This is a genomic window from Agreia sp. VKM Ac-1783, assembly GCF_900177765.1.
Classification (GTDB): domain Bacteria; phylum Actinomycetota; class Actinomycetes; order Actinomycetales; family Microbacteriaceae; genus Agreia.
The window spans coordinates 76,211-93,584 of sequence record NZ_FXWI01000006.1 but is presented as its reverse complement, the minus strand read 5'-3'; the positions used below and the strand labels follow the sequence as shown (position 1 = coordinate 93,584).

The 17,374-nt window shown below is 62.4% G+C and carries 18 protein-coding genes and 2 tRNA genes; 17 read left to right on the top strand and 3 right to left on the bottom strand.

Features of this window, described 5'->3' with window-relative positions; all coding sequences use genetic code 11:
* Positions 1 to 19: 19 nt before the first annotated feature.
* Positions 20 to 157, bottom strand: coding sequence for a 50S ribosomal protein L34 (gene rpmH / locus CCK87_RS17525; RefSeq protein ID WP_010204566.1), 138 nt, complete (start codon positions 155 to 157; stop codon positions 20 to 22).
* 339 nt (positions 158 to 496) lie between these two features.
* Here rpmH and dnaA point away from each other — a divergent pair, with 339 nt between their 5' ends.
* The 12 genes from dnaA (at position 497) to CCK87_RS17465 (ending at position 12,887) form a co-directional block, all read left to right on the top strand.
* Positions 497 to 1,930 (top strand): chromosomal replication initiator protein DnaA, encoded by a 1,434-nt coding sequence (gene dnaA / locus CCK87_RS17520; RefSeq protein ID WP_086462783.1) that lies wholly within the window; start codon positions 497 to 499, stop codon positions 1,928 to 1,930.
* Positions 1,931 to 2,322: 392 nt separating this feature from the next.
* Complete coding sequence (gene dnaN / locus CCK87_RS17515) at positions 2,323 to 3,468, top strand: DNA polymerase III subunit beta (protein ID WP_086462708.1); 1,146 nt, start codon at positions 2,323 to 2,325, stop codon at positions 3,466 to 3,468.
* 67 nt (positions 3,469 to 3,535) lie between these two features.
* Positions 3,536 to 4,426 (top strand): phosphogluconate dehydrogenase (NAD(+)-dependent, decarboxylating), encoded by an 891-nt coding sequence (gene gnd, locus CCK87_RS17510; RefSeq protein ID WP_086462707.1) that lies wholly within the window; start codon positions 3,536 to 3,538, stop codon positions 4,424 to 4,426.
* A 131-nt stretch (positions 4,427 to 4,557) separates the two neighbouring features.
* On the top strand, positions 4,558 to 5,829 hold the full coding sequence (gene recF / locus CCK87_RS17505) for a DNA replication/repair protein RecF (protein WP_086462706.1): 1,272 nt from the start codon (positions 4,558 to 4,560) through the stop codon (positions 5,827 to 5,829).
* Positions 5,826 to 6,368: a DciA family protein gene (locus tag CCK87_RS17500; RefSeq protein WP_249273973.1), complete on the top strand. Its 543-nt coding sequence runs from the start codon at positions 5,826 to 5,828 to the stop codon at positions 6,366 to 6,368. The genes recF and CCK87_RS17500 overlap by 4 nt, the downstream gene beginning before the upstream one ends.
* Before the next feature lie 136 nt (positions 6,369 to 6,504).
* Entirely contained in the window at positions 6,505 to 8,478 is a 1,974-nt protein-coding gene (gyrB, locus tag CCK87_RS17495; protein ID WP_086462705.1) for a DNA topoisomerase (ATP-hydrolyzing) subunit B, read from the top strand.
* 39 nt (positions 8,479 to 8,517) lie between these two features.
* Positions 8,518 to 11,106 carry a DNA gyrase subunit A gene (gene gyrA, locus CCK87_RS17490; RefSeq protein WP_086462704.1) on the top strand — a complete coding sequence of 863 codons (2,589 nt, stop codon included), beginning with the start codon at positions 8,518 to 8,520 and terminating at the stop codon, positions 11,104 to 11,106.
* Entirely contained in the window at positions 11,099 to 11,506 is a 408-nt protein-coding gene (locus tag CCK87_RS17485; protein WP_086462703.1) for a DUF3566 domain-containing protein, read from the top strand. The genes gyrA and CCK87_RS17485 overlap by 8 nt, the downstream gene beginning before the upstream one ends.
* Positions 11,507 to 11,582: 76 nt before the next feature.
* Positions 11,583 to 11,656, top strand: a tRNA-Ile gene (locus tag CCK87_RS17480).
* A gap of 30 nt (positions 11,657 to 11,686) precedes the next feature.
* A tRNA-Ala gene (locus CCK87_RS17475) sits at positions 11,687 to 11,759 on the top strand.
* Between the two features lie 72 nt (positions 11,760 to 11,831).
* Positions 11,832 to 12,446, top strand: a complete 615-nt coding sequence (locus CCK87_RS17470) for a hypothetical protein (protein WP_086462702.1) — start codon at positions 11,832 to 11,834, stop codon at positions 12,444 to 12,446.
* A gap of 3 nt (positions 12,447 to 12,449) precedes the next feature.
* The gene (locus CCK87_RS17465; protein WP_086462701.1) at positions 12,450 to 12,887 is read left to right on the top strand and encodes an NUDIX hydrolase; all 438 of its coding nucleotides are present in this window, start codon (positions 12,450 to 12,452) and stop codon (positions 12,885 to 12,887) included.
* A gap of 82 nt (positions 12,888 to 12,969) precedes the next feature.
* Here the strand turns inward: CCK87_RS17465 and CCK87_RS17460 are convergent, their stop codons facing one another.
* Complete coding sequence (locus CCK87_RS17460; RefSeq protein WP_086462700.1) at positions 12,970 to 13,479, bottom strand: hypothetical protein; 510 nt, start codon at positions 13,477 to 13,479, stop codon at positions 12,970 to 12,972.
* 144 nt (positions 13,480 to 13,623) lie between these two features.
* Here CCK87_RS17460 and CCK87_RS17455 point away from each other — a divergent pair, with 144 nt between their 5' ends.
* Both CCK87_RS17455 and CCK87_RS17450 read left to right on the top strand, forming a co-directional pair.
* On the top strand, positions 13,624 to 14,163 hold the full coding sequence (locus tag CCK87_RS17455; protein WP_085488083.1) for a peptidylprolyl isomerase: 540 nt from the start codon (positions 13,624 to 13,626) through the stop codon (positions 14,161 to 14,163).
* 270 nt (positions 14,164 to 14,433) lie between these two features.
* Complete coding sequence (locus CCK87_RS17450) at positions 14,434 to 15,039, top strand: rhomboid family intramembrane serine protease (protein WP_349290001.1); 606 nt, start codon at positions 14,434 to 14,436, stop codon at positions 15,037 to 15,039.
* Positions 15,040 to 15,147: 108 nt separating this feature from the next.
* Here the strand turns inward: CCK87_RS17450 and CCK87_RS17445 are convergent, their stop codons facing one another.
* Complete coding sequence (locus CCK87_RS17445) at positions 15,148 to 15,405, bottom strand: cell division protein CrgA (protein WP_044440925.1); 258 nt, start codon at positions 15,403 to 15,405, stop codon at positions 15,148 to 15,150.
* Between the two features lie 81 nt (positions 15,406 to 15,486).
* Between CCK87_RS17445 and CCK87_RS17440 the strand changes: the two genes are divergently transcribed.
* Genes CCK87_RS17440 through CCK87_RS17435 form a run of 3 tightly spaced genes read left to right on the top strand, consistent with a single transcriptional unit; the run spans position 15,487 to position 17,370 of the window.
* Complete coding sequence (locus CCK87_RS17440; protein ID WP_249273972.1) at positions 15,487 to 16,572, top strand: class E sortase; 1,086 nt, start codon at positions 15,487 to 15,489, stop codon at positions 16,570 to 16,572.
* 1 nt (position 16,573) lies between these two features.
* Positions 16,574 to 16,735 carry a hypothetical protein gene (locus tag CCK87_RS18410; protein WP_170927342.1) on the top strand — a complete coding sequence of 54 codons (162 nt, stop codon included), beginning with the start codon at positions 16,574 to 16,576 and terminating at the stop codon, positions 16,733 to 16,735.
* A complete protein-coding gene (locus CCK87_RS17435) occupies positions 16,732 to 17,370 on the top strand; it encodes a gamma-glutamyl-gamma-aminobutyrate hydrolase family protein (protein ID WP_086462698.1) in 639 nt (212 codons plus the stop codon). Before CCK87_RS18410 ends, CCK87_RS17435 begins: the two co-directional genes overlap by 4 nt.
* Positions 17,371 to 17,374 lie beyond the last annotated feature (4 nt).

Genomic DNA, 17,374 nt, shown 5'->3' with positions numbered 1-17,374 from the left:
AGCGAAACGAGCTCGGCTGCTACGCGGAGAGCTCGGTGCGACCCTTGCGACGACGTGCGCCGAGGATGGCGCGGCCGGCGCGGGTGCGCATGCGCAGACGGAAGCCGTGCACCTTGGCGCGGCGGCGGTTGTTCGGCTGGAAAGTTCTCTTGCTCATGGTGTGTTCTCCGTGGCCCGGACCTCATCGCGAGTGCACGACAGGGAACCGGGAAAGTAAGTGCGGGCCGATTGGCCACAAGTCAACTGATTAAACCTACGACCTCGAATGCCAATGGTCAAACCTCACGGGCAGAGAGACAGGTATTATCCACAGACTGTGGAAACTGCCTGTGCATGACACGCGTAGAGTCAATACAGTGAGCTTGCCCCGCTGCATGCCAGCAACTAGCTTAGTTATCCAGTTCGCTGACGCTCGGGCTCGCTCTACACATCGGCTCGATTCGCCAAGTTTTCCACAGGCAGAATCGATTTTTTTCATATGTTCGACGGGAGTTCCATGGCGGAGGATGACGCCTCGACGGAGGGCCAATGGCGCTCCGTCCTTCAGACACTGTCCCGTGATGAACGAATCACACCGCAGTTGCGAGGTTTCCTGGGGCTGGTAGTACCGAAGGGCATCATGGCCGGTTCGTTCTACCTCGAGGTACCGAACGACTTCACCCGGGACATGCTCGAACTGCGGGTCCGGCCGTCGCTGCTCGCCGCGATCGGCCAGCTCGACTCTGGCCTCGCCGTCACGAATTTCTCCGTGGTGGTCAACCCGGAGATCAGCGGAAGCGAAATGGCCGGCCAGGCCGACGCATCCGAACCGGTCTACATCGAGACGCCGGCCGTACAGACCGCACCCACCCCGGCTCAGGAGACCGTCGGCCCTCCGCGCAACAACGACACTCGTCTCAACCCGAAGTACAGTTTCGACAACTTCGTCATCGGTGGATCAAACCGTTTCGCACACGCAGCTGCGGTCGCTGTGGCAGAGGCTCCGGCCAAGGCGTACAACCCACTCTTCATCTACGGGGATTCCGGTCTGGGCAAGACCCACCTTCTGCACGCCATCGGCCACTACGCCATGAGCCTCTATCCCGGAGTTCGCGTCCGCTACGTGTCGAGCGAAGAGTTCACCAACGACTTCATCAACTCGATCGCCAACAACAGAGGCGCCGCATTCCACTCTCGCTACCGAGACATCGACCTGCTACTCATCGATGACATCCAGTTTCTTCAGGGCAAGGCAGAGACGCAGGAAGCCTTCTTCCACACCTTCAACACCCTGCACGATCACAACAAGCAGGTCGTGATCACCTCGGATCTGCCACCCAAGGCACTGACCGGCTTCGAGGACCGGATGCGCACACGGTTCGAGTGGGGTCTGATCACCGACGTGCAGACGCCTGACCTCGAGACGCGCATCGCGATCCTCAGAAAAAAGGCGCAGAGCGAAAAGCTGCGGGTTCCCGACGACATCCTCGAGTACATGGCCACCAAGGTCTCGTCTAACGTGCGCGAGCTCGAGGGAACACTGATCAGAGTCACGGCGTTCGCGAGCCTCAACCGCACGCCCGTCGACATGCAACTCGTGCAGACCGTACTCAAAGACCTCATCACTCTCGACGAAGACAACATCATCGCGCCGGTCGACATCATCAATCACACGGCCGACTACTTCAAACTCTCTGTCGACGACCTCTACGGCTCCTCTCGGTCGCAGGCGATCGCCACGGCACGACAGATCGCCATGTATCTGTGCCGCGAGATGACGAGCCTCTCCTTGCCTAAGATCGGTCAACTCTTTGGCGGTCGCGACCACACCACGGTGATGTACGCGAACAACAAGATCGGCAAGCTCATGACCGAGAAGCGCTCGATCTACAACCAGGTCACCGAGATCAGCAATCGCATCAAGCACAATCAGCGCTACAAAGACGTGTGATCACGGCCTCGACAGCTCATACCCACAAGAGTTTCCACACGTTGTGCAGAAGCTGTGGATAACACGCTTAAACATGTGAGTCGATCCACCCGAGCTGTGGATTCGTTCATATGGCGTTCTCCGAGCGGTCGAGTTGTGGATGCACCCCGCACACGATTTCTACATGTCACACCGTTGTAGTTCCCTACGGAAGACTGCAATCCACAGAAGTTATCCACATATCCACAGCGGTTAAGACCATTAACGTTAAATTCAGTTAATTAAGCCCCCGACAACCTTTTCGACGCCGTCGTCCCTGAATGACAAGAACGCCTCGACGTTCCCACCACCCGCTAGCATTGAGGCCAATCAGCAACCCATCTCAACTGGCCGATCTCGTATGGAGTGCCTTCGTGAAGTTCCAAGCCAACAGAGACGTCTTCAGCGAAGCCGTCTCCTTCGCCGTCAAGCTGTTGCCTCAGCGAACCACTCTTCCGATCCTCTCCGGAATCCTCATCAAAGCCGATGAAGACGGCCTCACTCTGTCGTCGTTCGACTACGAGGTCTCAGCCCAGACCCAGATCGCCGCAGACGTCGAGGAGCCGGGAACCGTGCTCGTATCGGGTCGCCTCCTCTCAGACATCGCCAGCAAGCTTCCGAATGCCCCCGTGCGCTTCGCCTCCGAAGACTCCCGAATCACCGTCTCCAGCGGATCCGCCAAGTTCACTCTTCTGAGCATGCCCGTCGAGGAATATCCGAGCCTGCCCCAGATCGGCGAAGAGTCCGGCATCCTGCCAGCAGACAAGTTCGCCGCCGCAGTGGCGCAGGTAGCGGTCGCCGCGTCACGCGATGATGTGACCCCCGTGATCACAGGCGTTCAGCTCGAGGTCTCTGAGAACACGCTGTCTCTGGTCGCCACCGACCGCTACCGCGTGGCCGTGCGCAACATCGATTGGGATTCCGGAGACGCCGGCGTGACGACGGCGAGTGCCCTCGTTCCCGCCAAGACTCTGCAAGAGGTCGGAAAGACGTTCGGCAACGCTGGAACGATCTCGGTCTCGATCACGAACACCGACGACCGAGAGCTCATCGCCTTCCGTTCCGACAAGAAGACGGTCACGTCACTGCTGATCAAGGGAAACTTCCCTCCTGTCAAGCGCCTCTTTCCCGAGACCGTCGACAACTATGCGGTGATGAATACCGCCGAACTCATCGAGTCCACTCGTCGCGTCAGCCTCGTTCTCGAGCGCGAGGCCGCGCTCCGCTTCACCTTCACGATCGACGGTGTCACCCTCGAAGCCATCGGCTCCGAGCAGGCTCAGGCATCAGAATCGATCGACGCGCTTCTCACCGGCTCCGACACCGTCGTCTCGCTGAAACCACAGTTCCTGCTTGATGGGCTGAGTGCTGTGCACTCGGAATACGTTCGGATCTCGTTCACCAAGACCGACAACCCCAACAAGCCGGGCCCCGTGCTCATCACGAGCCAGTCGTCCAAAGACCAGCCCGGCACAGACGACTACAAATACCTGCTGCAGCCGAACCTGTTGCTGCGGTAATCACCGGATGCCGGTGGCCGGGATCCCGGACGCCCTCACCCACATCTTTCGTCAAGGAGATTCTGTAATGCACATTGGACTCGTCGGTCTCGGCAAGATGGGCAACAACATGCGTGCGCGCCTGCGCAACGCAGGTCACGAGGTAACGGGGTACGACAACAATCCCGCCGTCTCCGACGTGGCCGACCTTGCAGCTCTGGCTGCCGCGCTCCCCAGCCCTCGCGTCGTGTGGGTCATGGTTCCCGCCGGAAAGATCACCGACTCGGTCATCACCGAGCTCGGAACCGTTCTCTCTGACGGTGACCTGGTCATCGACGGAGGAAACTCCCGCTTCACCGAAGACTTCAAGCACGCGGCAGAGCTCGAGCCCAAGGGCATCGGCTACGTCGACGCTGGCGTATCGGGCGGCATCTGGGGCCTGGAGAACGGCTACGGACTGATGGTCGGTGGCACCAAGGCCAACATCGAGACGCTGATGCCGATCTTCGACGCCCTCCGTCCCGAAGGACCTCGTGAAGAGGGCTTCGTTCACGTCGGCGAGGTCGGCGCGGGTCACTACGCCAAGATGGTGCACAACGGCATCGAGTACGCCCTGATGCAGGCCTATGCCGAGGGCTACGAACTTCTCGACACCCGCAAAGACATCATCAAAGACGTCACGGGAACCTTCAAGGCATGGCAGCGCGGAACAGTCGTGCGCTCCTGGCTGCTCGAGCTCCTCGTTCAGGCGCTGGAGCAGGACCCCGAGTTCGAAGACATCGAGGGTTACGTCGAGGACTCCGGCGAAGGCCGCTGGACCATCGAAGAAGCTCTCTCGAACGCCGTGCCCGTGCCCACGATCTCGGCGTCGATCTTCGCTCGCTTCGTGTCGCGCCAGGAGGACTCGCCTTCGATGAAGGCGGTCGCAGCTCTGCGCAACCAGTTCGGCGGTCACGCGGTCAAGAAGGCCGAAGACTAGAACGGAACCGCGCTGGTCGAGTAGCGAGGAACGAGCGTATCGAGGCCACGACTCCGTGGTCTCGATACGCCGGTTCCGTCGTTGCGCGACTACTCGACCAGCGCAACCAGTAAGTAAGACAGGAGAGAACCGTGCTCGTTCGGCATCTCTCGCTCGTCGACTTTCGTAATTACGCCACGGCAGAGGTCGACCTCGAGCCGGGACCGAATCTCTTCGTCGGAAGCAACGGCCAGGGTAAGACGAATCTGGTGGAGTCGCTCGGCTATCTCAGCAGCCTCGGCTCGCACCGCGTCTCCGTCGATCACGCGATGATCCGTGCCGGCCAGAACGCAGCCATCGTGCGAGCTCGGCTCGAACACGAGGCACGCGAGTTGCTCGTCGAAGTCCAGATCAACCGCTCGAGCGCAAACCGCGCCCAGGTCAATCGCTCGGTCATCAAGCCTCGCGAGCTGCCGAGATACTTCTCGTCGGTGCTCTTCGCTCCCGAAGACCTCGCCTTGATCCGAGGAGAACCGTCGGGTCGACGACGATTCCTCGATCAGCTGCTCGTGGCACGCACGCCCCGCCTCGCCGGGGTGCAGTCCGACTACGAGCGCGTGCTCAAGCAGCGCAACACACTCCTCAAATCCGCCCGAGCACAGGGCCTGCGAGGAGCCAACCTCTCGACTCTCGACATCTGGGACGAACGACTCGTCGCGCTCGGCAGCGAGTTGATCGCCGAACGGGTCGCGCTCGTCAGCCGTCTTCATCCGCTCGTCGTCGACGCGTACCGCTCGATCGCCGGGGCCGACCATCGACCGGCGTTGGGCAATCGGCTCAGCGTGCTCGCCGCGCATCCGGATGCCGACGAGCAGGCGGATGATGGATTCGCAGTGCCGGAGGGAACGACGAAAGAGATTCTGACCAGGGAGAAGATCGCTGAGCTGTTCCGCGAAGGGCTGGTCCGCGTGAGGCGACAGGAGCTCGATCGCGGGCTGACGCTCATCGGTCCGCATCGTGACGATCTCGTCTTCGAACTCAACGGCCTTCCGGCAAAGGGATACGCGAGTCACGGAGAGTCGTGGTCATACGCGCTGTCGCTCAAGCTCTCTGCTGCCGCTCTCCTGCGCGTCGAATCGCCCACCGGAGACCCGGTGGTGATCCTCGACGATGTCTTCGCCGAGCTCGATGAGGCCAGGCGCAAGCGGTTGGCCATCGCGGTCGCCGACTACGAACAGGTGCTGATAACGGCTGCCGTCTACGACGACGTGCCCGAGTCGCTCACGCCGCACACGGTGCGCATCAGCGCGGGAACGATCGTCGATCCGAGTGTGCCGTTCCCTGAACCAGACGTGTCCCCTGAACCAGACGTGTCCCCTGAGCCAGACCCGTTCCCTGAGCCTGTCGAAGGGAATACGGCGTGACTCAGGAGATTCCTCAGGCAGACTCAGGGCACGACGGGTCGGGGAAAGCGACCTCACTGTCATTGTCGTCGTCGGTGTATCTGCGATTCAAAGAGGTCTTCGGCGATGCCACGAGTCGACGCTACGGCCCTCGCAAGAGGCGCACGCGCGAACCTGTCGTCGAGAGCGAGGCATACGGTCGCGGCCGCGATCCGAGAGGTATCGCCGATGTGATGACGGCGATGACCAGCGAGTTGGGCTGGGCGACACCGCTCGCGAAGTCGGATCTACTAATGGCCTGGCGGGAGATCGCCGGCGCCGACACGGCCGAACACAGCTTTCCGCTCGACGTCACGGACTCGGTTCTCACAGTGCAGTGCGACTCCACGGCGTGGGCAACTCAACTGCGACACATGCGCACGATGATCATGACCCGCATCGCCCAGTCCTACCCCGACGCGGGCATTGAGAGCGTTCGCTTTCAGGCACCCCACGCACCGTCCTGGAAAAAGGGCTCCAGATCAATTCCAGGGCGTGGTCCTCGCGATACCTACGGTTGACGTGGCAAATACGGTCACCTTGGCAAAATAAACCGCTCAGATCGCCATATAGCCGTTTAACTCACGCTGCCTTTGCTAGAATTAAGGGTCGCCTTCATGACTCACATAGAGGCGGCACTGAGGAGCCCATTTCTATATGTCTGAGTCAGACAAAGTGAACCCCGACAGCGAGTACGGCGCCAACCAGATTCAGGTTCTCGAGGGCCTTGAAGCGGTGCGCAAGCGTCCGGGTATGTACATCGGGTCGACTGGACCCCGCGGACTGCATCACCTGGTCTACGAGATCGTCGACAACTCCGTCGACGAGTCGTTGGCCGGCTACGCCGACACCATCGACGTCGTGATGCGTCGCGACGGCGGCATCCAGGTCACCGACAACGGTCGCGGAATCCCCGTCGACATGCACCCCGTCGAGAAGAAATCGACCGTCGAGGTCGTTCTCACGATCCTCCACGCCGGTGGCAAGTTCGGCGGCGGCGGTTATGCGGTCTCCGGTGGTCTCCACGGTGTCGGCAGCTCGGTGGTCAACGCCCTCTCCAGCGAACTCGAAGTCGAGGTGCGCCGCCAGGGCAACGTGTACAGGCAGAGCTACCGCAACGGAGTTCCCGAGGCACCCCTGTCGAAAGACGAGACCACAACCGAGACCGGAACGCGCATCACCTTCTGGCCGAGCGCCGAGACGTTCGAGTCGATCGAGTTCGACTACGAGACCCTGCGTGCTCGCTTCCAGCAGATGGCCTTCTTGAACAAGGGTCTCAGCATCAGTCTCACCGACGAGCGCGCGACGGCCGGCGACGACGGCGAGCCGGTGGCGGTGACGTACCTGTACGAAAAGGGCCTCCAAGACTACGTGGAGTACCTGAACAGAGCGAAGAAGAACGACCTCGTCAACGAAGAGATCATCTCGTTCGAACAAGAGGACACGGTGCGCAAGATCGCGCTCGAGGTCGCCATGCAGTGGACCACGGGTTACACCGAGAGCGTGCACACCTACGCGAACACCATCAACACCCACGAGGGCGGCACCCACGAAGAGGGCTTCCGCGCTGCGCTGACGACCCTCGTCAACAAGTACGCCCGCGAGAAGGGCATCATCAAAGAGAAAGATGACAACCTCTCGGGCGACGATGTGCGCGAGGGCCTGACGGCCGTCATCTCGATCAAGCTCGCCGAGCCACAGTTCGAGGGCCAGACGAAGACGAAACTCGGCAACACCGAGGCCAAAGCCTTCGTTCAGCGCGTCGTCGGCGTAGAGCTCACCGACTGGTTCGATCGCAACCCCGCGCAGGCCCGTGACATCATCCGCAAGGCGATCCAGGCATCCCAGGCCCGTCTTGCTGCCCGCAAGGCCCGCGAACAGACCCGGCGCAAGGGCCTGCTCGAGGGCGGCGGAATGCCTGGAAAACTCAAGGACTGCTCTTCTCGTGATCCCGAGAAGAGCGAGATCTTCATCGTCGAGGGTGACTCGGCCGGCGGTTCCGCCATCCAGGGCCGTAACCCCGAGACCCAGGCGATCCTGCCCCTTCGCGGAAAGATCCTGAATGTCGAGAAGGCACGGCTCGACCGGGCGCTCGGCAACAACGAGGTCCAGGCCATGATCACCGCGTTCGGCGCGGGCATCGGCGAGGACTTCAACCCCGATAAGGCCAGGTATCACAAGATCGTGTTGATGGCCGACGCCGATGTCGACGGCCAGCACATCACGACCCTGCTGCTCACGCTGGTGTTCCGCTACATGCGGCCTCTGATCGAGCTCGGCTATGTCTACCTCGCCATGCCGCCGCTCTACCGCCTCAAGTGGACCAACTCGGCACACGAGTACGTGTACTCCGACGCGGAGCGCGACGCGCTGCTGGTCGATGGCCAGGCCGCCGGAAAGCGCATCCCGAAAGAGAACGGCATCCAGCGCTACAAGGGTCTCGGTGAGATGGACTACCGCGAGCTGTGGGACACCACGATGGACCCCGACACGCGCACGCTGCGCCAGATCACGCTCGACGACGCAGCCGCCGCCGACGAGATCTTCTCGACCCTGATGGGCGAAGACGTCGAATCCCGACGCAACTTCATCCAGAAGAACGCTAAAGACGTTCGCTTCCTCGATATTTGATGCGCTCTGCCCGGCGACGGGCTCTACCGCTAGGACACCATGACTGACGACACCACGGGCGACATCCCCCAGGCACCCGACTCCTCGGGCGCCACGACCGACCGCATCGAGCAGGTCGACCTGCAGCTCGAGATGCAGCGCTCCTACCTCGACTACGCGATGAGCGTGATCGTGGGCCGCGCTCTTCCCGACGTGCGCGACGGGCTCAAACCCGTGCACCGCCGCGTCATCTACGCGATGTACGACGGGGGATACCGCCCCGACCGGGCTTTCTCCAAGTCTGCCCGCGTCGTCGGCGAGGTCATGGGACAGTTCCACCCGCACGGTGACTCGTCGATCTACGACGCCCTCGTGCGTCTCATCCAGCCGTGGAGCCTGCGCTACCCGCTGGCTCTCGGCCAGGGCAACTTCGGCTCCGCAGGCAACGACGGCGCGGCCGCCCCTCGATACACCGAGACCAAGATGGCTCCGCTCGCGCTCGAGATGGTGCGCGACATCCACGAGGAGACCGTCGACTTCCAAGACAACTACGACGGCCGCACGCTCGAGCCCGTCGTTCTTCCGGCTCGGTTCCCCAACCTGCTGGTCAACGGATCTGTCGGCATCGCGGTCGGAATGGCCACCAACATCCCGCCGCACAACCTGCGCGAGGTCGCCTCGGGCGCGGTGTGGGCACTCCAGAATCCGGATGCGTCGCGCGAGGAACTGCAAGACGCGCTGATCGAGCGCATCAAGGGCCCTGATTTTCCGACCGGCGCCCAGATCCTCGGCACCAAGGGCATCCAGGATGCGTACCGCACCGGTCGCGGTTCGATCACGATGCGCGCGGTCGTCAGCGTCGAAGAGCTGCAGGGTCGCACCTGCCTCGTCGTCACCGAGCTGCCCTACCAGGTCAACCCCGACAACCTGGCGATCAAGATCGCCGACCTCGTCAAAGACGGCAAGGTCGGCGGCATCGCCGACATCCGCGACGAGACCTCGGGTCGCACCGGTCAGCGACTCGTCATCGTGCTCAAGCGCGATGCCGTCGCCAAGGTCGTTCTGAACAACCTCTACAAGCACACGTCGCTTCAAGAGAACTTCGGCGCGAACATGCTCGCGATCGTCGACGGTATTCCTCGCACACTCTCGATCGACGGATTCATCAGCGAGTGGGTCACCCACCAGATCGACGTCATCGTTCGCCGCACGATGTTCCGCCTGCGTGAAGCTCAGGAGCGCATGCACATCCTGCAGGGCTACCTCAAGGCGCTCGACGCGCTCGACGAGGTCATCGCCCTGATCCGCCGCTCCAACACGGTCGAAGATGCTCGAGACGGACTCATGCAGCTCCTCGACATCGACGAGTTGCAGTCCCGCGCCATCCTCGAGATGCAGCTTCGTCGCCTGGCCGCCCTCGAGCGCCAGAAGATCATGGACGAGGCCGACGCGCTTCAGCTGAAGATCGACGAGTACAACTTCATCCTGTCGTCGCAGGCGCGTCAGCGCGAGATCATCGTCGAAGAGCTCGGCGAGATCGTCGACAAGTACGGAGACGATCGCCGCACGGAGATCGTGTTCGGGTTCGACGGCGACATGAACATGGAAGATCTCATCCCCGAAGAGGAGATGGTGGTCACGGTCACGCGCGGCGGCTACATCAAGCGCACGCGCAGCGACAACTACCGCAGCCAGCACCGCGGCGGCAAGGGCGTCAAGGGTGCGCAGCTGCGCGCAGACGACGTGGTGGAGCACTTCTTCGTCACCACGACGCACCACTGGCTGCTGTTCTTCACGAACAGGGGCAGGGTCTACCGTGCGAAGGCGTATGAGCTGCAGGAGGCCGGCCGCGACGCGAAAGGCCAGCACGTAGCCAATCTGCTGGCGATGGCGCCCGACGAGCAGATCGCACAGGTGCTCGACATCCGCGACTACGAGGCTGCCAAGTACCTCGTGCTGGCGACTCGGGGCGGCCTACTGAAGAAGACGGCGCTCGACGAGTACGACACGAACCGCTCCGGCGGAATCATCGCGATCAACCTCCGCGAGGGAGACGAGCTCGTCTCGGCGCTGCTCGTCGAAGAAGACTCCGATGTGCTTCTCGTCTCGAAGAAGGGCATGTCGATCCGCTTCACGGCGTCGAACGACTCTCTGCGCCCGATGGGCCGAAGCACCGCGGGCGTCATCGGCATGAAGTTCCGTAGCGACGACTATCTGCTCGCCGCGTCCGTGGTCTCCGAAGAGGGTTACGTCTTCGTGGTGACCGAGGGCGGCTTCGCCAAGCGCACCCACGTAGAGCAGTATCGCGTGCAGGGGCGTGGTGGCCTCGGCATCAAGGTGGCCAAACTGCAGGAGGCTCGAGGCGATCTCGCGGGCTCTCTGATCGTTGAAGAAGACGACGAAGTGCTTGTGGTTCTTGCCAGCGGCAAGGTGGTACGCTCTGCCGTGGCCGAAGTACCCGCCAAGGGTCGTGACACCATGGGTGTTGTGTTCGCCCGTTTCGCAGACGAAGACAGAATCATCGCTCTCGCAAAGAACACCGAACGAAACCTCGATGCCGATGTGGTGTCGGATAGTGTTCCAGAGAGCACGGCCGCCGCACAGGGCGAATCAGAGCCCGACGGAAAGGAAGAATCGACGAATGAGTAATGTCGCCGAGAAACTCGCGAAGAAGTCGTCGCGCCCCGCTGCCACCAAGCAGGTGCGGCTCAAGCTGGTCTACGTCGACTTCTGGTCGATCCTCAAGCTCTCGTTCCTCTTCGCGGTGATTCTGGGAATCATCACGATCGTCGTGGCGTTCCTCGTGTGGTCGCTTCTCAACCAGACCGGTGTCTTCGACCAGATCAACGGGCTCCTGAAAGACATCGCGGGTAAAGAGAACTTCGATCTCTTCGACTTCGCCTCGTTGTCACAGGTCATGGGATTCGCGGTGATCGTGGCGATCCTCAACGTGATCGTCATCACCGCACTCGGCGCGATCAGCGCGGTTCTGTATAACCTCGCGACCAAGATCACGGGCGGAGTTCTGCTCGGTTTCACCAACAAGTAAGGCGGATTCTCCCCATTCGAGCTCGCTCGGTTTGGGGAAACAGGTGCAGGTGGGATAACCTACTATCTGCCCATCCGGGGGTATAGCTCAGGCGGTTAGAGCGCTTCGCTGATAACGAAGAGGTCCGTGGTTCAAGTCCACGTACCCCCACGAGATGCTTCGAAAGAAGCCTTCTCAACCGGGGCCTTAGCTCAATTGGCAGAGCACCTGCTTTGCAAGCAGGGGGTTAGGAGTTCGATTCTCCTAGGCTCCACCGCAGTGATCTCAACGAAGTCGAGATCATTCGCAGTGAACAAACAGCAGTCCATAAAACTGGTGGATCGAAATGGCCTTGAGGCGAAAATCCGATCGGAAGCGAAAGCGCCCGTCGGCTTCGTCCGAGGCCATTTCTGTTTCTGAAGAAGCGGTTCAGCGTGCGGTCGACGAGGGTCTGCTGATCGCCCGCTTCGCCGTCGTGATGGACGTGAAGAATCACATCATCGTCACCGCTCTGCGTCACGATGAGCCGTTCGACGCCGACGTGACGGCACGCGAGGTGAGGCAGTCGCTGGTGCGTCTCGCGACCGAGCAGTCCGACTACGCCGATCGCGTCACAGACGTGCTGCGCGAGCGTGCGGCCCGGGCACGAGGCAGCGTGAGGCACGAGCACGACTACCATCCCGAAGACCTGGCCAGTCTCGACCTGCGTCACGCCGTGTACTCCCGTGTGGCGGCCCGGCTGAGACTCCTGGCAGACGACGTCGATTACGTCGCCGAGATCGTCGAGACGGCCAGACAGGATGCTTGGGCCGACCTGGGCGGGGCCGTCGAGATGCGTCTGGACACCCTTCCGACACCACCCGTGAGAGACGCTGACTACGCGCGCAACCGAGCTCGTCGCATCCGCACTCTGATCGATGTCGATCTCGCCGCCCTCAAACAGCAGATGGACGACATCTGAGTCATGGATATCCGTGTCGCCGCCTATGCCGTCATCGTTCGCGACGGGTTCATTCTGCTGGCCCACTGGCGCGCGGGTGACTACTCGGGGTGGACGTTGCCCGGGGGCGGCATCGATCCGGGTGAAGATCCGGCCGACGCCGCCATACGCGAGATCGCCGAGGAGACCGGCTACAGGGCGCAGCTCGGTGACCTGATCGGCGTCGACTCCAAGGTCATCCCCGCGGAGCAGCGGATAAGCGGCTCAGGAGTGCCCCTGCACGCGCTGCGGGTGGTCTACACGGCGGAGGTGGTCGACGGCGATCTCACCAACGAGACCGACGGCAGTACCGACGAGGCTGCATGGTTCGCGCTCGACGACGTCGCGACACTCGACCGTGTCGACCTCGTCGACATCGGTATCCGGATGAGCTCCGCCTCGAAACTCCGCGGAGCAGGCTGAGATCACGCCGGCGAGCCACAGGAACGACAAGAGCGGCACCCCGAGTGGGATGCCGCTCTTGTCGTTCTAGCTGGGGTGATGCCTAGCCGGCGGGCGTCTCCGAGACTGCCTCGTCGTCGGCGATCCAGAGCTCGTCATCGGCGCGCAGCGTCTGCCACAGCGCGTATCCGACACCAACCGCTGCGACGACACCGAAGACGATTGCGACGATGCCGCCGACCGGAGCCTTCTTGGGCTGCGTCTTGGCGATTGCTCGCTTGACCGTCGGATTGTTGGCCACGTGCAGCACGGTGGCGGCGGACCCGAGAGCTGTGCCGACCGAGGGAAGCACGTCGTGGGCGAAACGGCTGCGCACCTCCTGCGCTGCGAGCTTGGCTCCGGCGACATTGCGGCCGATGACCGGGCCGATCGAGTCAACGGCACCGCGAACGCGAGGCACGACTTCTTCACGCGTCAGGTCGGAGGCGTGACCCGCGGCGACGCGGGCGATCTGGTTTGCGCGATCAAGGATCTCTTGCTGGTCGAGCCAAAGCTCTTCAGCACTGCCCTTCAACTTCTTGAGCGCCTTGCGACGCTTGCGAGTAAGACTCATTGAAAACCTCCATCAGCGGAACGAGCGCGGTTCCCCCTAATCTTGCCACGCGCACCACTCGGCGCGCACGGCTTGCCCTGGCGATCACCCGCACATACCCTGTGCCTCGTCTGGATGTCTGAGGGTGTATGGGAGAATCAATACATGCCCGCACACACCCACGTAGCAACGTTCACCACCAACCACGGCGCCATCAAGGTCAACCTTTTCGGCAACCACGCGCCGAAGACGGTCGCCAACTTCGTCGGCCTCGCCACCGGCGAGATCGAGTGGACCCACCCGCAGACCGGCAAGGTCTCCAAAGACAAGCTCTACGACGGCACCATCTTCCACCGCATCATCCCGGGATTCATGATCCAGGGCGGCGACCCCATCGGACAGGGCACCGGCGGCCCCGGTTACGCCTTCGACGATGAGATCAGCCCCGAGCTCAACTTCACGCAGCCCTACGTTCTGGCCATGGCCAACGCAGGCCAGCGCGGTGGCCACGGCACCAACGGATCGCAGTTCTTCATCACGACGGGCCCGACGACCTGGCTGCAGGCCAAGCACTCCATCTTCGGCGAGGTCGCCGATGACGAGTCCAAGCGCATCGTCGAGAAGATCGGCGCCGTCGCAACCGACGCGGGCGACCGCCCCCTCGACAGCGTCGTTGTCGAGAGCGTCACCATCGAAGCGGTCTGAGCTTCTTCTACGAGATAGAGGCGAACGCGGGTGTCACAGGCTCCAGTGGATGCCGATAACTTCTGTTATCGGCATCCCGGGCGACAGAGCTACATTCTCTGCCAGCGTTGCGGCAAGACCGTGTGTCCCGAATGTCAGGTGCAGGCGGCCGTCGGCGTGCACTGTGTCGACTGTGCACGAGCTAACCGGCCTCCCCGCCCCAAACCGCGTTTCGTCACGGCCTTTCGCAGCACATCGACGCAACCGGTCGTCACCTACTCCCTGATCGGCGTGACCGCCTTCTTCTTCATTCTGCAGAGCGTCCCCGGCATCGGGTCGACCGTCACGCAGGCGCTGCAGTATGCGGGCGCGTATACGCAGCCGGCGCTCGGGTTTCCACTCGAGCCGTGGCGCATGATCACGTCGATCTTCATGCACGGCGGCATCCTGCATCTCCTGTTCAACATGTACGCGCTGTTCATCTTCGGGCAGATGCTCGAGCACACGTTGGGGCGCGCGCGCTACCTCGCGCTCTATCTCCTGGCCGGCCTCGGTGGCTCGGTCGCGGTCGATCTGATCGCGTCGCCGGCTCAACCCGTCGTGGGTGCGTCTGGCGCTATCTTCGGGCTGATGGGCGCGTTCTTCGTCATCCAGCGCCATTTCGGCGGCAACAACATTCAGCTGCTCGTCTTGGTCGGCATCAACCTCGTCATCGGTTTCATCCCGGGCTTCGGCATCGCGTGGCAGGCCCATCTCGGCGGCCTAGCCGTCGGCGCTCTGATCGGGCTGATCTTCACGAAGACCCGAAACGTGCGTCAGAAGAACACCCAGATGTTGCTTCTGGTGGCCACGGGCGTCGGGCTCATCGCCCTCACCGTCGTCAAAGCTATCGCCTAGGCGACTTTCCGCGCCCTGCTGCAGAAGTTATTAACAGGGTTATCCACAGTTGGGGATAATTACACGGATGTAATTCCTAGTTATCCACAGGCAGTGGAGAAGAACTGGTCAGCGCCACCGAGTGGTCATCAGGAAGCCGATGAAGGCGATTCCGAATCCGATGAGAATGTTGCCGCCGCCCAGGTCGGCGATCGGGAACTTGGCCTGGCTCACGTAGAACGTGATGATCCAGGCGAGACCGACGAGCATAAAGCCGAACATGACCGGCTTGAACCACACCGGGTTCGGCTTGGTCGACTCATCTCCGCTTCGGGTAGCAGTCTTTGCGACTTCGGAACGGGGTGAACGGGTCTTCTCGCGGGCCATAGGGGAGATTCTAGCCCGGAATGCTTAGTAACGGCTTGGCTGTCAGGGCAAAGGCCCGCATCGACCGCTTACAATGCAACAATGACCGAATACCAGCCGGGGGATATTCAGCCAGGTTCTGATGCCACGCCTCTGTCACGTCGCGAGGCGCGAAAAGCCGAGCAAGAAGCGTTGAAGAACTCGTCCTCGTCGACGCAGCAACCCGAGTCGACGCAGCAGCCCGACGCTGCCCAGACGGGGGAGCCCACACCCGCCGCGTCGACCACCCCTCATTCGGATCTGGACGACGTCGCCGCCTCCGTGCCGCCCGCATCCGGCGACGAACCTGCGGTCGCCGACGGCGAAGCCGCATCCGCTCGCCCGTCGAGGTCGAAGAATCGTGCCGCCAAGACGGCACCGCGCCCACCGGTGAAGCGCACTTTCGCGACGAAAGTGGTGGGGGTTTTCGGCGAGCTGTTGATTACGGCGGGCGTGTTCGTGCTCCTGTTCCTGGGGTGGCAGCTGTGGTGGAACAGCATCGTGTTGACCAACGAGCAAACGTCCGACGCTTCGTCCCTGGCCGACGACTGGAAGCTCCCGGTCGTCACCGGAACGACCCCGACCCCCACTCCCACCACGCCGGATGCCGCTGCGGCACCCGTGAACTACGGCGATCCCGCCGTCATGGGTTCACCGTCGGCCGGCAGCGATTTCGCGATTCTCTACGTTCCCCGGTTTGGCGCCGACTTCAAGCGAACGATCTCTGAGGGAGTCGACCCGCATACGGTGCTCAATAAGGGAGGCGCCGGCCACTACGAAGACACCCAGATGCCGGGTGAGGTCGGTAACTTCGCCGTCGCCGCTCACCGCGACGGATGGGGCAGCGCGTTCATCAAGATCAACGAACTGCAGATCGGTGATCCCATCTACGTCGAGACGCAAGACGGCTGGTACACCTACCGCTACCGCGACACGGAATACGTGACTCCGTACGGCGTGGGCGTCATCGATCCGGTTCCCCAGGTGGAGGGTGCGACCGCCGTCGACCGCCTGATCACGCTCACGAGCTGCAATCCGCTGTACATCGCATCGGAGCGCATCATCGCCTACGGAGCATTCGAGTCGTGGCAGCCCCGTTCTGCTGGACCGCCCGCTGAGATCGCATCTGTCGTCGGATCGGGGAACTGATATGTACGCCGCTCTCTGGAGAGTTCTGCCCGGGCCCGTGTGGCTGCGCATCGTTTTCGTTCTGATCATGGTCGCTGCGGTCGTCTTCGTGCTCGCCGCCTGGGTCTTCCCGTGGATCGACGTGCTGATCACCCCCACGCAGGAAGTCACCGTCGACCGATGACGCGCGTTCTCGTCATCGACAACTACGACAGCTTCGTCTACACGCTGAACGGATACCTCCTGCAGCTCGGGGCCGAGACCGAGGTCGTGCGCAACGACGACTTCTCGTCGGCCGACGCCTCCGCGCGCATCGCGGACTACGACGCCGTTCTCGTCTCGCCCGGTCCGGGTACTCCGCACGACGCGGGCGTCTCCATTCCCGTTGTGTACGCGGCGCTCGCCTCGGGTACACCGCTCCTCGGTGTCTGCCTAGGGCATCAGGCCATCGCTGAAGCGCTCGGCGCCACGGTGACGTACGCCGACGAATTGATGCACGGCAAGACGAGCCTCATCGAGCACGACGGCAGCTCGTTCTACGACGGTGTGTCCGATCCCTTCACGGCTACGCGATACCACTCCCTCGCCGTCGTCGACGGAACGGTGCCTGCTGAGCTCATCGTGACGAGCCGTACGAAGGGTGGCGTCATCATGGGTCTCCGCCATGCAGAGGCGCCGGTATTCGGGGTGCAGTTCCACCCCGAGTCGGTTCTGACCGAGGGCGGTTACCGCATGCTCGGCAACTGGCTCGGTGCCGCGGGTCTTGAGGGCGCGCCAGAAGCGGCGCGTAGCCTCAGCCCGCTCATGCGCACGAGCTAGACGA

What these genes read in the sequence shown, in the direction of transcription:
- rpmH (WP_010204566.1), bottom strand. Translation starts at nt 157, where the DNA reads ATGAGCAAGAGAACTTTCCAGCCGAACAACCGCCGCCGCGCCAAGGTG.
- dnaA (WP_086462783.1), top strand. Translation starts at nt 497, where the DNA reads ATGGCGGAGGATGACGCCTCGACGGAGGGCCAATGGCGCTCCGTCCTT.
- gnd (WP_086462707.1), top strand. Translation starts at nt 3,536, where the DNA reads ATGCACATTGGACTCGTCGGTCTCGGCAAGATGGGCAACAACATGCGT.
- gyrB (WP_086462705.1), top strand. Translation starts at nt 6,505, where the DNA reads ATGTCTGAGTCAGACAAAGTGAACCCCGACAGCGAGTACGGCGCCAAC.
- gyrA (WP_086462704.1), top strand. Translation starts at nt 8,518, where the DNA reads ATGACTGACGACACCACGGGCGACATCCCCCAGGCACCCGACTCCTCG.
- CCK87_RS17485 (WP_086462703.1), top strand. Translation starts at nt 11,099, where the DNA reads ATGAGTAATGTCGCCGAGAAACTCGCGAAGAAGTCGTCGCGCCCCGCT.
- CCK87_RS17470 (WP_086462702.1), top strand. Translation starts at nt 11,832, where the DNA reads ATGGCCTTGAGGCGAAAATCCGATCGGAAGCGAAAGCGCCCGTCGGCT.
- CCK87_RS17465 (WP_086462701.1), top strand. Translation starts at nt 12,450, where the DNA reads ATGGATATCCGTGTCGCCGCCTATGCCGTCATCGTTCGCGACGGGTTC.
- CCK87_RS17460 (WP_086462700.1), bottom strand. Translation starts at nt 13,479, where the DNA reads ATGAGTCTTACTCGCAAGCGTCGCAAGGCGCTCAAGAAGTTGAAGGGC.
- CCK87_RS17455 (WP_085488083.1), top strand. Translation starts at nt 13,624, where the DNA reads ATGCCCGCACACACCCACGTAGCAACGTTCACCACCAACCACGGCGCC.
- CCK87_RS17445 (WP_044440925.1), bottom strand. Translation starts at nt 15,405, where the DNA reads ATGGCCCGCGAGAAGACCCGTTCACCCCGTTCCGAAGTCGCAAAGACT.
- CCK87_RS17440 (WP_249273972.1), top strand. Translation starts at nt 15,487, where the DNA reads ATGACCGAATACCAGCCGGGGGATATTCAGCCAGGTTCTGATGCCACG.
- CCK87_RS18410 (WP_170927342.1), top strand. Translation starts at nt 16,574, where the DNA reads ATGTACGCCGCTCTCTGGAGAGTTCTGCCCGGGCCCGTGTGGCTGCGC.
- CCK87_RS17435 (WP_086462698.1), top strand. Translation starts at nt 16,732, where the DNA reads ATGACGCGCGTTCTCGTCATCGACAACTACGACAGCTTCGTCTACACG.